The organism is Shewanella algae, assembly GCF_009183365.2.
Lineage (GTDB): Bacteria > Pseudomonadota > Gammaproteobacteria > Enterobacterales > Shewanellaceae > Shewanella > Shewanella algae.
On the sequence record NZ_CP068230.1, the window covers coordinates 4,117,177 to 4,132,366 of the forward strand.

14 protein-coding genes are annotated in these 15,190 nt (G+C 55.9%); 6 read left to right on the plus strand and 8 right to left on the minus strand.

Annotated features, from left to right (window positions below):
• From E1N14_RS18440 to rarD, 3 genes are all read left to right on the plus strand, one after another.
• Positions 1 to 549 (plus strand): DUF2799 domain-containing protein, encoded by a 549-nt coding sequence (locus E1N14_RS18440; RefSeq protein ID WP_025011753.1) that lies wholly within the window; start codon positions 1 to 3, stop codon positions 547 to 549.
• A gap of 888 nt (positions 550 to 1,437) precedes the next feature.
• Positions 1,438 to 1,998 (plus strand): GNAT family N-acetyltransferase, encoded by a 561-nt coding sequence (locus tag E1N14_RS18445; RefSeq protein ID WP_025011752.1) that lies wholly within the window; start codon positions 1,438 to 1,440, stop codon positions 1,996 to 1,998.
• A gap of 85 nt (positions 1,999 to 2,083) precedes the next feature.
• Complete coding sequence (gene rarD / locus E1N14_RS18450; RefSeq protein WP_039034967.1) at positions 2,084 to 2,977, plus strand: EamA family transporter RarD; 894 nt, start codon at positions 2,084 to 2,086, stop codon at positions 2,975 to 2,977.
• On the opposite strand, the gene mnmC2 is transcribed toward rarD, so the two are convergent.
• The 5 genes from mnmC2 to E1N14_RS18475 all read right to left on the minus strand — a co-directional run bounded on the left by mnmC2 (position 2,963) and on the right by E1N14_RS18475 (position 7,593).
• Entirely contained in the window at positions 2,963 to 3,673 is a 711-nt protein-coding gene (gene mnmC2 / locus E1N14_RS18455) for a tRNA (5-methylaminomethyl-2-thiouridine)(34)-methyltransferase MnmC2 (protein WP_062794010.1), read from the minus strand. The genes rarD and mnmC2 overlap by 15 nt on opposite strands.
• Before the next feature lie 92 nt (positions 3,674 to 3,765).
• Entirely contained in the window at positions 3,766 to 4,503 is a 738-nt protein-coding gene (locus E1N14_RS18460) for a DsbA family protein (RefSeq protein WP_051547180.1), read from the minus strand.
• An 11-nt stretch (positions 4,504 to 4,514) separates the two neighbouring features.
• On the minus strand, positions 4,515 to 5,042 hold the full coding sequence (locus E1N14_RS18465; RefSeq protein ID WP_025011749.1) for a protein disulfide oxidoreductase: 528 nt from the start codon (positions 5,040 to 5,042) through the stop codon (positions 4,515 to 4,517).
• Complete coding sequence (locus E1N14_RS18470) at positions 5,039 to 7,084, minus strand: protein-disulfide reductase DsbD family protein (protein WP_247600999.1); 2,046 nt, start codon at positions 7,082 to 7,084, stop codon at positions 5,039 to 5,041. Before E1N14_RS18470 ends, E1N14_RS18465 begins: the two co-directional genes overlap by 4 nt.
• Positions 7,085 to 7,188: 104 nt before the next feature.
• Entirely contained in the window at positions 7,189 to 7,593 is a 405-nt protein-coding gene (locus E1N14_RS18475) for a hypothetical protein (protein WP_025011748.1), read from the minus strand.
• Positions 7,594 to 7,750: 157 nt separating this feature from the next.
• Here E1N14_RS18475 and E1N14_RS18480 point away from each other — a divergent pair, with 157 nt between their 5' ends.
• Positions 7,751 to 8,434 (plus strand): Crp/Fnr family transcriptional regulator, encoded by a 684-nt coding sequence (locus E1N14_RS18480; RefSeq protein WP_025011747.1) that lies wholly within the window; start codon positions 7,751 to 7,753, stop codon positions 8,432 to 8,434.
• Between the two features lie 28 nt (positions 8,435 to 8,462).
• On the opposite strand, the gene tsgA is transcribed toward E1N14_RS18480, so the two are convergent.
• Entirely contained in the window at positions 8,463 to 9,635 is a 1,173-nt protein-coding gene (gene tsgA, locus E1N14_RS18485; RefSeq protein ID WP_025011746.1) for an MFS transporter TsgA, read from the minus strand.
• Positions 9,636 to 9,924: 289 nt separating this feature from the next.
• Complete coding sequence (deoD, locus tag E1N14_RS18490) at positions 9,925 to 10,623, minus strand: purine-nucleoside phosphorylase (protein ID WP_025011745.1); 699 nt, start codon at positions 10,621 to 10,623, stop codon at positions 9,925 to 9,927.
• Positions 10,624 to 10,957: 334 nt separating this feature from the next.
• Here deoD and E1N14_RS18495 point away from each other — a divergent pair, with 334 nt between their 5' ends.
• Complete coding sequence (locus E1N14_RS18495) at positions 10,958 to 12,064, plus strand: GGDEF domain-containing protein (RefSeq protein ID WP_145839184.1); 1,107 nt, start codon at positions 10,958 to 10,960, stop codon at positions 12,062 to 12,064.
• 7 nt (positions 12,065 to 12,071) lie between these two features.
• On the opposite strand, the gene E1N14_RS18500 is transcribed toward E1N14_RS18495, so the two are convergent.
• The gene (locus tag E1N14_RS18500; RefSeq protein WP_025011743.1) at positions 12,072 to 13,256 is read right to left on the minus strand and encodes a winged helix-turn-helix domain-containing protein; all 1,185 of its coding nucleotides are present in this window, start codon (positions 13,254 to 13,256) and stop codon (positions 12,072 to 12,074) included.
• 225 nt (positions 13,257 to 13,481) lie between these two features.
• Between E1N14_RS18500 and E1N14_RS18505 the strand changes: the two genes are divergently transcribed.
• Positions 13,482 to 15,041, plus strand: a complete 1,560-nt coding sequence (locus E1N14_RS18505) for a POT-type proton-dependent oligopeptide transporter (protein WP_062794015.1) — start codon at positions 13,482 to 13,484, stop codon at positions 15,039 to 15,041.
• Positions 15,042 to 15,190: the final 149 nt, after the last annotated feature.

A 15,190-nucleotide genomic window follows, 5' to 3' on the forward strand; every position in this document is an offset into this window, starting at 1 on the left:
ATGAAATACCAAAATATCTTGTTGGCACTGAGCGCGCTCATGCTGACCCAATGCAGTTCACTCGACCTCAATCAATGCCAAAACTCAGATTGGTTTTCCCTGGGGCTTCAGGATGGCAACAATGGAGCTCATGCCAGCAGAATCAATGATTATGCCGAAGATTGTGCCGAGTTCGGTATCCGGGTCAATCATAGCGATTGGCGCGAAGGCTATCTAAAGGGGCTGCAAAATTACTGTCAGCCGGAAAATGGTTACCGTGTCGGTCTGGCGGGTGAAGGCTATGCCGGGGTCTGCTCCAGCAACGCCTTTGTCGAACAGTACAATGCCGGCTACCGCCAATACCAGCTCAATAAACGCGCCGATGAGATCCGCAACCGCCTGCGTCAGATCGACTATGAGATCCGCGATCTGGATAAGAAGCTGGTGTCCATGACAGACAAGGCCAGCACTCTGGAGAAGAAAAAACAGCTGCTGAATGAAAAAGATAACCTGGTGAACGAGCTCAGGTATCTTCATGTACCGGATGTGCAGTTCAGATGGCAATTCTGAGGCTCACCTTCGATATCAAGCTATCCAGCGCCGAAAACTCATGAGTTTAATCTGTGCGCCTGTTTTCAGCCCCAGATAAAATTGTGACCATCGAAATAGGTCCTAATTTCGTTCCTGCACCTGCGGTGGGCTTTCTGCCTATCTGCACCGCAGGTGATGGGTTGCAGTTTAGCTAGCAGCTAAGCGCAAGTTTATTGGTTAGTTTTGGCTTAAAGCCATGATAGCCGCTGTGCCAGCGGCCCAAAGTCGTGGAGCAAATGCATCCATGCACAACGGCCGGTTCGCCATCCCTGCCTCTCGCTCGTAGCCAGTCGCTATGCAACTCTCGCCGCCCCACACCCGACCAAGCGGGGATCAACAGCAATCCCCTCTTGGATCTCCCTTGCCGCCCCACACGGTGTCGAAAGCCCCTCGGCCTAATGGCGCAAATAACTAGCGCTGCAGACGCTCATCCCTGATTCGACTGTCGCTGCTTCGGCATCCATGCCTCAGCCACGTTATTTGCGCCAACGGCTTTCGGCGACACCGAGGGGGAATTGGTGCAATTCTATTAACACTGAGTAGCTGGAAGCATTTCAGAGTTCTGCAGATATACACCTAATTCCAGGCACAGGTGAAACTGTGACCTTCCGAGCCAGGGATGGCGAGGCAGAGCTTACACGGACGTACTCGCAGCGTGTCACAGGATCGCCTGTGCATAAGCCTGCGGCAAGCAATGAGCAACATCCGTCGCCGGAAGCTCAGGCAATACTGGCTTAGATACTTTTAGCTCAAAGCCCTGATAACCGCAGCGCCAGCTGCACAACCCCTTTCTGGTGCCAACAGTTCTGGCACCTCCCCCATCCCTGGGTTAACTTGGCAAGTTGAACTCAAAGGAGGAAACGCGCAATGTCCGACTGCATATTGCAACCCTTTCAGCCACAATGGGCCGGTTTGTTACTCTCCTGGATAGAGTCGGCAGAGGCTTGTCTGCGCTGGGCAGGCCCAGGGCTGGGTTGGCCGCTGTCACCATCAAAGCTGCAGCAGCATCAAGCCCAGGCAAACCTCACCCCTTTGGCGCTGACAAGAGTCGAAGACAGTGACCAAGCTAGCCTGGACAGCGACTCGCTGCTGGGCTATCTGGAACTGCTGGCCAGAAAACCCGATGAAATCAGGCTATGCCGGGTGATCTGCTCCCCCAAGCATAGAGGCAAGGGGCTGGGGCGGGAGTTAATGCGTCAGGGTATAGAGCGCGCCTTTGCCGATCCCAAGGTTACGCATCTAAGCCTAGCTGTGTTCCATGACAATCTCGCGGCCCGCCGCTGTTATCAGGCACTGGGGTTTGAGATAGTGGCCCGAGGCCAGCTGGCGGAAACGAAAACAAATAATTTTCCCGCTTCTGATGCTGAGTTACTGGAAATGCAGCTCCAGCGCCGTCACTGGTTTAAACAGAATGAAAAGATTTTTTAAACAGTGAGTTAATTCACTTCCCTTTTATAAGGGCCATGCCAGAATAGCCGCCATATCCGAGTATTGTGTTGTTTCGGTGACAATCATGTCCAGCTCTCTCAAGGGAAACGCTCTGGCGGCCTTCTCTTTCGTGCTTTGGGGAATATTACCCCTCTACTATCAATTGCTGCCGGATGCGGCCATCTTCGAATTGCTGGCCTTCAGGGTCATCTGGTCAGTGCCCTTTATGCTGCTGGTCTTTGTCCTGTTGAGACGACCATTACCAGCCTTTGGCGCGCTGTGGCGCGATAAACGCTCATTGCTGCTGTGCTTTGCCGCCGGGCTTATCATGTGTATCTCCTGGGTCAGCTTCACCTGGGCCCTGACCCATGGTCAGGTGCTGGCGGCCAGCCTGGGATTCTTTATCAACCCTCTGTTTGCCATCGCTCTGGGGGTGCTGTTCCTCGGCGACAAGCTGAGTAAGGCGCAACTGGCCGCCGTGGTGCTGGCCATTGCCGGTATTGGCTGGCAGGTATATCAATACGGCAGCCTGCCCTGGTTGTCTCTGGTGATGGGCAGCTTTTTTGCCCTCTACGGGCTGCTGAAAAAGTTTATCCGCTTTGACTCCTTCACCTCGGTTACCCTGGAAGCACTGCTGCTGACTCCCTTTGCTTTGGGCTACCTCTGTTATCTGCTGGCCACAGAGCAAAGCGCCGCACTGGCTGGCGGCAGCGAAGGCATTATGCTCTATATCGGCTCGGCGCCCGTGACGCTGGCGCCGCTGATCCTATTCAGCCTGGCGCTGAGATACACGAGTCTGTCCATGGTGGGTTTGCTGCAATACATTGAGCCCAGCCTGCAATTTTTGCTGGCGGTGGTCATTTTCGGTGAGGTGTTTGACGAGGTGAAACTGGTGAGTTTCTCCCTCATCTGGGCCGGGCTGCTGCTGTGCTCGTTGGAGGCCTTGCCCGGCCTGCGTCGCAGCTTAAAGCGGGTCTAACTTCCAGGCGCGGGTCATCTCGCGCTTGCCCAGGGCTCCCGGGTAAGCTTTAACCTGAAAACCGGCGGCCTTGAGATCTCGCTTGAACTGGCCATTGGCGCAGTAAGACACCAATAAGCCGCCCTGCTCCAGCAACCCATAGCACTTTTTGAAGTTATCCAGCGCCCATACATCCGGCTGCTTGCTGGGGGCGAAGGCATCGTAATACACCAAGTTGAAGGGTTCGCCCTGCCACTCGAGCTGCTCCAGTTTGCCCTTGACCTTACGCAACACAAAACCCGGCATGACTTCCACATCCTGATCCCAGGGGGCGGCGTGCAAGGCATCGAACAGCGGCGCATACCAGCCGGGCAGCATGCCCTTGTAGTTCAGCCCTTCAATCAGCTCAGCGGACAAGGGATAAGGCTCTATGGTGACATAGCGCACCGGCAGCGGCGCCAAGCCACTCTGCTGACGCGCCTTTGTCAGCTCCAGCACCTTACCCAGGGTCATGAGGGCATTGAGCCCGGTGCCAAAGCCCACTTCCAGAATCGCCAGATGGTCAAAGTCCTGCAACACCTGCTCGAGCCCGGCGTGGATAAACACATAACGGGATTCGGCCAACGCCCCCTTGTGGGAGTGGTAGGTCTCATTGAGCTCGGCATTAAATAGAGTATGTGACCCGTCTTCGGTCAGCTGCAGGCTTACGTGTTTCATCTCGACTCTTAATCATCTGTGCGGGGAAAGCCGGGGCGAGCGCCCCGGCGACGGGCAATTATCCCAGAAAGGCGATAACTGCCGCAAGCCAATTACCCTTGGCGCTCCAGCACCTGCTGCACCACGGCCTTGAGGGTGGCATAGTCGATATAGCCGGGGATCACTTCATCACCTATGAGCAGTGTCGGCGTGCCGCCAAAGCCCAGTTCAGAGAAGACTCTCACATTGGTATGCATCAACTCGTCGGCGCTCGAGCTGGGCTTGAGGTATTGTTCCGTGCCCGTGGCCTTGGCGACCTGCTGCAGTGAGTTCCCTGTGTGCATGCCATTCTTGGCCATCAAGAGTTCATGTACCCGAGGGAAATCCTTACGATCCTGCCGCCAAACCTCGAGGGCAAAGGCGCCGGACGAAAGCTCAGTGCCCTGAGCCTTTATCTGCCTCAATGGCACAAACACATTGACCACCTGCAAGTTTGGGAACTCCTTTAAAAGCTTGGCAAATTCCAGTTCCATCCGCTTACAGTAGGGGCAGTTGTAGTCGGTAAAAACCACCAGTTGCAACTCAGGCTTGCTGCTGCCCATGGTCGGCATCTGCGGGTTGTTGAACAGCCAGTCCTTGTGCTTGGCCAGCGCTTGCTGCTGCAACTGTCGCTGCTCCACATAAGACTCTATGCTGCCGAGCACGCCGGGAATGATCTCCGGATGCTTGACCAAAATGCTGCGGATCTGCCCCAGTTGCTGTTCCTCTTCTTGGCTCAGCTTCTGCTCGGCCGCCTGTAAACTGCCACTGGCCGCCAGCAGCCAGGCACTCAATACTATCCAATACTTCATCTTGTTATTCCTCAAATTAAATTCATTTTTGTCAGCCAGAGTCGCAGCCAGATCCCCGGCCAACTTGTGACTCCTGTGGTGCTGCTGCGGATTTCGCCCTGATAGATAAACAATAGAGTCGGTGTCGCCGACACTCCAAGGGATCGCGCCAAGGCGCCGCTGGGATCGTTGACTACCTCAAAGCCGTAGCCCTTGTTTTGCAAGTACTGCTTGACCTGGGTGTTATTGCCCGATTGCAGCGCCACGGTCACCACCTGCTCGCTGTCACTGAAACCATCGACAGTGCCGGACACCAAGGGGCAGACGCCACACCAGCTGGCCCAGTAGTACAGGATCACCGGGCGCTCCATGCTCATGGCGGCGATATCCAGATGACTGCCGGCCAGGCTCTGAACCGTTTGCAGCGGCAGGGTTTCCGGCATCTCGTGGCTGCGAAAGGCATCGAGGGCAACACTCACCACCAGAATGAATAGCCCATAGCCGAGCAGGGTCTTGAGCCATTTAAGCCCCTTGTGGGCCAGTTTATTTTCCTGGGTCATTGTCTGCTCTCCGCTTCTGCCAAGGCCGCCAATACCCCGTCGCTGCTGAGGATTACCGGTAATGGGTTACCGGCGGGGGTTCCCGGGCCATAGACCTGATTGAAAGGCACCCCAAAGCGGCCATTGGCCTTAAGATAGGCGGTAATTTCTTCGCTGGGCTTGGTCCAGTCACCGCGCATTAGCAGCACTCTGTCATCGCCGAGGGCATCATAGACAGGGTTTTGCAGCAGCACCCCCACCTTGTTGGCCTGACAGGTAATGCACCAGTCGGCCGTGACATCGACAAACACTGTCTTGCCCTCATCGACTGCCTGTTTGAGCTGCACCAAATTCAGCGGTTGCCAATGGTGATCCGAAGGCAAAGGGCTAACCCAGGCATCCCGGGTCAGATAACCTACCCCGAGCGCCAGGCTGGCAAACAGAAAACTGCCGCCAATGGCATACACCATTACCTGAGTGCCATAACGCTTGCCCAGCAGTCCCAGTGTCAGCAACAACATCAAGGCGCCCAGCCCCAAGATAGCCGCAACAGAGAAGAAGCTTTGCAGCAGGCTCAGCAGCCAGAGACAGGTTGCCAGCATCATCAGCGCGAACACAGGCTTGACCCAATTCATCCAGCGCCCGGGCTTGGGTAAACGCTGCGCCAACGCCGGCCACAACGCCAACATCAGCCAGGGCAAGGCCATTCCCAGCCCCATGGCGCTGAAGAGGGCAAACAACATGGGATAGTCGGCGCCGAGGGCAAAGGCCACCGCAGTACCCAGAAACGGCGCGGTACACGGCGTGGCCAGCAGTGTGGCCAGCATCCCCTGCAATAAGTGGCCGAGGCGCGAATCATCACCGGCTCCGGCCAGGCGAGTCTGCCACTTGGAAGGCAGGTTGATTTCAAACACCCCCAGCAGGTTGAGGCCGAAGCCCCAGGTCAGCAGCACCATAAAGCCGATAAACCAGGGCTGCTGGAACTGTATCCCCCAGCCCAGCGACTGACCGGACAACTTCAGCAAGCTAAGACCTGTTGCAATCAACCAGAAGGACAGCAAAATACCCAGTGCCGAAGCCATAAAATGGCCGCGAACCTGACTGCGACTGCCCTGGCTGCTCATCATGACCCCGTGCACCTTCATGCCCAGCACAGGCAATACGCAAGGCATGATGTTGAGAATAAGGCCACCGGCCAGCGCCATCAGAAACAGGCTCCACAGCGGCAGGCTTGGCTGCGGCTTGGCAACATGCCCTGTGGCGATGGCACCGCTCAGTTCGGCCGAAAGGTGTGTGTCGGCCAGATTGATCAGCAGCGGCTTGCCCTCCAGATCCGGTGTCCCCAGCCAGTGTTTGACCCCGAAAGTGGCGGTCAGCCGTTTGCCATCTGTCTGGATCTGCGGCCGGGAGAAGATCAGCTCGCTGACTGTCTCATCCTCGCCGAACAGAAACAGATCTGCCTGTTGCCAGGGGCTTGCGGCCTCTATGGCCAGTTGCAGCAACTGCTGCTTTTCATCCCAGACAATCGACTGCAATACCGCGCCGCCATTGCCCTGTGGCACCCTGGCCATCGCCTCGCCCCACTGGTGCAAAAAGCCGTCATCGGCCTTAAGCCCGGCGGCCTGACCGCTCAGCTCCACAGGGTAATCGGTCAACACACAGACATTGGTGCAGGAAGACAGGGTCAGGGTGCCCTTGAGCCGAAACTGCTGCCCGGGATCCTTGAGGCGAATAGTCAGTGGAAACAAGGTATCGCCCTTGTAACCCAGAGTTTCTATGCCCTGCAACACATAGCGCTGCGGCAAGGGCCAGTGCCAGTCGACCGCGGCAATATTCTCCGAGGCGGACCAGTCCAGGGAAGGCGGGATCCCGCCTTCCCCCGGCGCGCGCCAGTAGGTTTTCCAGTCGCCGCTCAAGGCCACATCCAGCAGGGCGTTGAGCTCACCGACTTGGTCGGCATCGACATCGGCCAGCGTCAGTTGCACCTTCACTGGAGGATGATCCGGGTGCTTGAGCCAGCCACTGCTCAGCGGCTCTGCCAATGCAACTTGACTGAGCAGCATCAGACATACCGCGAAGGCATGCCATATTTTTTTTAAATACATGAAATTAGCTCCAAAACAAAACATCAGAACCCGGTGTTAACCGGCAAGAGTTCAGGATGTTTTCATTCCAGATACACGCACAACACTGAGTGTCGCCTTCGTTTGGAGACTATGGGATGGGAGAGATAAACACTGAAAGGTCGGGTACTGCCGAGCCAGTTGAGCAACAGCAGAAACAGCAACAGGGCCGTGAGTCCCAGTTGCAGTACCACAGGTTGCAGATTCAGCATATGGGAAGACAGATGGCAGGGCTCTTCATTGAGCTGCGCCTTGCCCGCATCATTGGCGTGAGTCGGCGCAGTATCAAGGCCAAACTGTGTCAGCTGATGCTGGGCCTTGAGCGGACAGGAACCAAACAGCGAAAGCTGCTGACCAAAACAGAGCAGGATCACCAGCAGACTGATGATCAATGACACCAGCGCCCTGTCTTTGAGGGAGAAGCGGTTAACACCGAGTGAAAACCCCATGCTGCACTTTGCTCTGTATGGTTTAAGAATGTCGATAGGGTTCCATGATTGGTGACAAAGGTCAATCCTGAAACCGCTGCTGCAACCAATCCTTGCTTGCCATCTACGCCATTGGCAGGATAATCAAACCCACCAAGCCAAAGTTTGCGACCCCAAGATGCAGCTCAAACCTCTTACCCAAGGCAGATACTCCCAGGAGTGGCAATCAGACTACCCTCTGGTGGAGCGAGTATTGCTCAGCTGCGTCAGCGAGCAGCGCCGCTTTGCGCCGGGAGAGGCCTTGATGCAACAGGGGCAGAAGCTGAATCAACTGGTATTGGTGCCCAGTGGCAAAATAGCCATGAGCTACAGCGCCCGCAACGGCCGCAACTTTCAACTTGGCACCCTGAAATGCGACTCGCAGCTATTCGGTGAAATGGAGTTTTTCACCCAGTATCCCTGTCAGTTGGATATTCTGGCAGAAACCACCCTGACCTGCGGCATTATTCCCGCCGACAAGCTGCAACAAGCCCTGGGCGAGCACCCCAGGCTGGCGCTGTTTTTCGCCAGTGCCATCGCCATAGATTATCAGGACACAGTGGACATCTTCACCCGGCGAATGCTCTACCCCATCAGCTACAACATTGCCTACGACCTCTACCACCAACAGCTGGACGATCTGCCGGTATCTGGGTTCAACAAGGGCTATCTGGAGGCCGAGCGTTTCGGCACTACCGCCAGAGTCTACCGCCGGGCGATACAATCGCTGGAAGATGCCGGGTTGGTTCGGCGCAGCAAGGGCAAGCTGGAGATTATGGATCTCAAGGCGCTGCAGGCTTTTGTCGAGCAAGGGGAGCTTTAGCTCCCCTATCTATTGATTGAGAAGTGGCTCAGGCCAAAGCCGCCTCGGCCTGACGCTTAAAGCAAAAATTGGACACCAGCAGCATCAGCAAGATCACCCCGTAGAGCACAGGGATGGCATACATGACGGTCTGCAAGCCCACTATCTTTTCCGCCATCGAGCTAATCGCCGGGCTGAACATGGCACCGGCACTGCCGCTGATCAGAATGAAGGACACATTGCGGCTACTGGCTTGTTTCACAAAGGAAACCCCATAGGCGATAAAGGCGTTATAGAGCGCGGCGCAGACAAAGCCGTAGCCATAGGTCAGGTATCCCAGGGTTTCCAGATCGCCACAGCTGACAATCCAGCTGGTGAGCAGCAGTGCCAACGAGATGATCATCAACAGGAAGTGGCGGATCTGCATCCGGGTCACTATCAGGGTTGAGATCAAGGCGCCCACCAACGCCGCCGACCAGTACTGGGTGATGATATTGCCCGCCTCTTCAAACGGGATCTCAAACTTCTGCTTCACAAACATAGGCGCCCAGGTGAGGAAGGTATAGAGCGCCAACATGCCCAGAAACAGTCCCAGACCACCGCTGATAATGCCGAAGTTCCATTCGGAACGTTGAGCGGACTGCGCCTGCTCACCCTGGCCCTGTACCCGGCTGAAAGAGGTGAAGGCCGCCAGTGCCAGGGTCAGCAAGGCCACCAGGCCTACCGCCAGATAGCTGTAACTCCAGGCCAGTGAGTGTGTCAGCGCATAAGTGGTGATCAGCGGAAACACCACCCCGGCCACGTTAAAGGTGGCATCCTGCACCACCAGCATGGTGGACTGGATTCGCTCCTGCCACAGGGACACCACCAGAGTACCGGCGATACACAGGCCGATGCCGCCGCACAGGCCCACCAGCGTCATGGCCACCATGACCACGGTCAGCGAAGAGCCAAAATGCAGCGCCAGCGCCGACAGGAAGATGACGGCATAGCTCAGCAGTGTCATCGGCTTGATACCGACCTTTTCAATCAACAAAAAGGCCACAACAGTCCCCGCCAGAGCGCCGCCGTTCAACAGTGAGAAGATAGAAGCCACATCGTTGACATCGGCCCCAAAGCGGGTGGCTATCGGCTCTATCAACATACCGAACTGAGAGGCGAAACCCGCCATGATAAAGTTGGCCAGAAAACTGATGGCCGTCAGTGTGATTTTATTATTCATTTTTTATCATCCATCAATGTATTAGGGAAGGTGCGAATAAGTCCTCGTTGCACTCTGGCTTGCACAGCAATTGGCGTTCAAGGCATCTGACTGAAGGCATGCCGGGGCATGTCGAAGTCAGATAACGCAGAGAGCCGGTTGCTGTGAAAGCCCCGAAGGGCGTGGCTTACAAGCCTGCCTGCTGTGTTGTGCTTCTTGCAAAGGACTAGGGCCATTTGCTGCGAACCACGCCTTACATCCAGGCCCGTAAGCCGACGCAGAGCACACATGGGACTTGTTTGCACCTTCCTTAGGCCACGGCCAGCGCCAGCGAGATCATCTGGTTAAATGACAGCTGGCGCTCTTCGGCACTGGTTTCTTCACCTGTGAGGCAATGATCCGATACGGTCAGAATCGCCAAGGCCTCGATGCCGAACTGCTGCGCCAGGCCATAGAGACCAGCCACTTCCATATCGATCCCCAGAATGCCGAAGCGCTCCAGCGCCGGGATCAGATCTTCATCCGGGTCATAGTAGAGATCGCCGCTGAACACATTGCCCACTCTGACACTCAGACCCTGGGCCTTGGCTTGTTCCCAGGCCTTGAGCAGCAGCGGGAAGCTGGCCGAAGTCGGCATATGATACCCTGCGCTGCGCTTGGCGTTGGTGACTGAATCTGTCCCCGCCGCCTGAGCCAGGATCACATCACGCATCTGCACCTGACGCTGGGTCGCCCCCAGGCTGCCCACCCGAATGATGCGCTCAACCCCGAAGTCGTTGATCAGCTCATGACCATAAAGCACCATGGAGGGGATCCCCATGCCGTGGCCCATTACGGAAACCGGCTTACCCTGCCAGCTGCCGGTATAACCCAGCATATTGCGCACCGAAGTCACCTCGCGGGCATCCTCGAGAAAGTGCTCGGCAATGTATTTGGCCCGCAAAGGATCGCCGGGCATGATAACTGTCTTGGCAAAATCGCCTTTGGCGGCGTTGATATGTGCTGTCATAAGCTGTTCCTCGGATAAAAACTGACCCGAGTCTACCGGCGGCGCCAAAAAAGCCTTGAGGACAAAAGTCCGCTTGCAGGGTATTTGTTTACCAAAATGCCACATTCCCCTCACTCACAACACATTAGCGCCAATTTGCTTCAAAGCGAGATGCGTGATCTCGGTTCCAGTTGTTTGCTTAACCTGCTCCGGCTCAAAAAGACAACGATGTCATTTGCTGAAAACCTTTGAAAATCGCACCATTAGCAACAGATGTAACAGGCACAGCGCCACATATTTTTGGGTTCTGTGTATCTCAGGGCCCATTCAGGGCCTCTTCATTTGGACCCGCATCATGATTATCCACGCTCCGGCTGTTAGCCGACTGTTTGCCACCCGACTGCAAGATACCGATCCCATGTGGCAGATCTCCCAGGAATGCCAGGCTGGCCAGTTGCTCTCCTGCTTACTGGCCACAGCGGCTACTTCGCTGTTTTTCATGTTGCTTTACCTGTGGCTATTCAAGAGTGATGCCGCTGTCGTCATCAATCTGTTGGGGCTGGCGGCCCATGTCGCGATTGTGGCCGACCTCTGGTTTTACGGTAATTTGCGCCGCAGCCAGTGGCTGACAGTGCTGGTGCCCACCTGCATTGCCCTGGCGATGAGCCTACTGCTCGGCACTCAACATCAAATCACCCTCTATCTGCTGCTATCGCCCATATTGGCGTTTCTACTATTGGGTCGCAGCCGAGGATTGCTGTTAAGCCTGGGATTGGCCTCTTGTATCTGGCTGATGCTGACGCTGAACCAAAATCTGTGGCAAGGGGCCGATAGCTTGGCGGGTCTTGGTGTGGTGAACTTCTTTGCTGCCTACACCATGGCCGTTGGTATAGGTTACACCGGCGAGCGGATCCGTCACCGCAGCTTCAAGCGGCTGGAAAAACTGGCCAATACCGACCCGCTCACAGGAGCCATGAACCGGCGCCGCTTCTTCGAAAACTGGCGCCGCGCCAAGGCCGAAGCCAATAGAGGATTGAGCGAATTTGCCTTTTTGCTGCTCGATATTGACTACTTCAAGGCTACCAATGACAGCTACGGCCACGACTGTGGTGATGCCGTACTGCAACAACTGGTGCAGTTGCTGGAAGACAGGCTCAGGCCCTATGATCTGCTTGGCCGCTTGGGCGGCGAGGAGTTTGGTTTGCTGCTGCGGGGAGTTTCGGCCGCCGATGCCGAGCGTAAGGCTGAGGAGATACGTACCAAAGTTGCCGAGCACAACTTCGGTAACGAACAGGTGCCCCATCTACCCATCACGGTCAGCATAGGCATAGTCCATATGCCAAGGCGCCACGGCAGGAGTATCGAAAGCCTTTATAAACAGGCCGATATGCAGCTTTACCACGCCAAACGTGCCGGCCGGAATCGGGTAGTGCTGGCCGAAAAGATTTTCGAGCCGGCTTAAGCCCAATTCACAGCCATTGCTGGCGACGCCAGAGCTGCTTCAACCCCTTGTGATTGCTACGCACCAGTTTCCAGCGTTCACAGGCATTGAAACGGGCATAGTTGGCAATGGCCCTGGCGAGTTCGGCCAGCAACACATCATCCAAAGGCCGATTGGCATACTCAGGCTCCAACACCAGGTTTTGCAACAGCAGGCATTGGCGCGGCCGGTCGGCCTTGACATCGACCCGGCCGATAAACTGCTGGCGCCAGAGGATGGCCAGGCTGTAGTAGCCGTAGATTCGCTTTTCCTGCGGCAGGTACACTTCCAGTTGATAGTCAAAGCCAAACCATTGCTTTAAGCGGTTACGTTGAATAACCAGGTTATCGAAGGGATTAAGCAGCCAGACCCGCTCCGGGATTATGGGCGCCGCACTCAGCTCTGCCGGGCAGAAATACTGCTGACCATCGACCTTGAACCGCTGTAGCTCGCCGGCCTCCAGCCCTTGGGCCAACACCCGCTTGATAACCGGCCGCATGCCTTTACGCAGATAGGCAAACTGGGCCTCTGAGCCAAAACCATTGGCATTGAGAAAGCGGTTCACCAGATACCGGCCAAACTCATCATCGTCGGGCACCCGGGTATCTATGCCCGGCGGGAGCACCCGCTCGGCCAAATCATAAACCTTTTGAAACCGCTCGCGCCGCACCACCATTAACTCGCCGCGCATAAACAGCTGTTCCAGCGCCTTCTTGGCCGGTTTCCAGTCCCACCAACTGCCACGTTGATCACTTGAGTGTTCAAAATCACTCGCCTTGAGCGGCCCCTCGGCGCGCACTCTGGCAAGCACTTCCCGCATCAAGGGCTCGTCCGGTTCAAACCAGTGTTTATCCCCTTGGCTCAGTTGCCGTTTGCGTTGCAGGCTGTACCTGTAGTCACTCATAGGCAGATAGGCCGCGGCGTGAGCCCAGTACTCGAACACCTCTTTATCGGCAATAGCCTGTTGCAGCTGCTCGGGGTGATAACCGGGCAACCGGCTGTGCAGCACATGGTGATGGGCACGCTCGACCACATTAATGGAATCTATCTGCACATAGCCCAGCTGGCGGATTATGGCCGCCGCCGAGTTCGCCGGTTGCAACAAGCCCTGGCGCTGCAGGTTGAGCCTGAGCCATTCATCGATGGTCAATGGTCCATACAAGGGTGTATCCATGGTGCCCGGCTCCCGATAGCCTTGGTTTAGCGTGGCGCTATGATGACAGCTCAATGCCGCTGCCAATACGAGTAATCAGTTTGCCCTTTTCATGGCTTTCGACGCAAATTTGCACTTCAGTTCACAAAAAAAACGGTTTTGTTCATGGCCGGAGTTGAATGGAAAGCCGGATTATGCGCATATAGCTGCAACCTTTATTAGAATCGACAATAACCAAGGTACATTATGAGCTCACCTTCCTCTGCACGCTGGCCGCGGCAGATCCCCTTTATCATTGCCAGTGAAGCCTGCGAGCGCTTCAGTTTTTACGGCATGCGCAATATTCTGACTCCCTTCCTGATGACGGCTCTGCTGCTGTCTGTGCCGGAAGAACTGCGTCAGGGCGAAGCCAAAGATGTGTTCCACTCCTTTGTGATCGGGGTGTATTTCTTTCCTCTCCTGGGGGGCTGGCTGGCCGACCGTTTCTTCGGTAAATACCACACCATTTTGTGGCTCAGCATAGTCTATGTGATTGGCCATGCCTTCCTGGCGATTTTCGAAACCAGCAAAACCGGCTTCTACTCGGGCCTGTTTCTGATAGCCCTGGGATCGGGCGGCATCAAGCCGCTGGTATCCTCTTTCATGGGCGATCAGTTCGATCAGAGCAATAAGTCGTTGGCGCAAAAAGCCTTCGACATGTTCTATTTCACCATCAACTTCGGCTCCTTCTTCGCCTCGCTGTCGATGCCGCTGCTGCTGAAATTCTTTGGCCCTTCAGTGGCCTTCGGTATCCCGGGGGTATTGATGTTTATCGCCACGGTATTTTTCTGGGGCGGCCGTAAACGTTATGTCCACCAGCAACCCGAGCCCAAAGATCCACACGGCTTCCTGCCAGTGCTCAAGAGCGCCATCTTCACTCCGGTGCCCGGCAAGGCCAATACAGGTTTGCTGCTGAGTGTCATAGGCATACTGCTGGCGCTGTTTTCCCTCACCCAATACAACAGCCTGGGAGTGGTGACCGCCTTGTGTCTGGCAATGGTGCTCTTGATGGGCTTTGTCGGCATAGGCGCCTCCATGCAACTGGAGCGGGCCCGCAATCAACACCCGCTCGAGGCAGTGGACGGTGTGCGCGCCGTGTTCCGCATCTTAATCCTGTTTGCTCTGGTCACCCCCTTCTGGTCGCTGTTCGATCAAAAGGCTTCCACCTGGATTTTACAGGCCAACGACATGGTCAAGCCGGACTGGTTTGAGCCGGCCATGATGCAAGCGCTTAACCCACTGCTGGTTATGCTACTGATCCCCTTCAACAACTTTGTGCTCTACCCCATGCTGGAGCGCAGCGGCGTGCGCCTCAATGCCCTGCGTAAAATGGGCGCAGGTATCGCCTTCTCCGGCCTTTCCTGGATAGTGATAGGCAGCATTCAGCTGATGATGGACGGCGGCACCCCCATGTCCATCACCTGGCAAGTACTGCCTTATGCGCTGCTGACTTTCGGTGAAGTACTGGTTTCTGCCACCGGATTGGAGTTTGCCTACAGCCAGGCACCCAAGTCGATGAAAGGCAGCATCATGAGCTTCTGGACACTGTCGGTCACTGTGGGCAACCTCTGGGTGCTCTTGGCCAACGCCAGCGTCAAGAGCGATGCAGTGACCAATCAGATTGCCGAAACCGGCCTGAGTGTCACCGCCTTCCAGATGTTCTTCTTCGCCGGCTTCGCCCTGCTGGCCGCCTTGGTGTTTGCGCTCTACGCCCGCTCTTACACCATGCAAGATCATTATCGGGAAGTGGAACCGCAACAGGGTTAAGGCGTTTGCCGCCAACCTGAGCGACAAAATCTCGTTGATTTAAAGTCCCCAAAGACCCAACGTGAGTTGGGTCTTTTTCATTGCTGATGAAAAAAACCGCCGGAAACCAAGTTATTCCCTCCTCCGATAGCGGCGCTGCCAAGAACAAC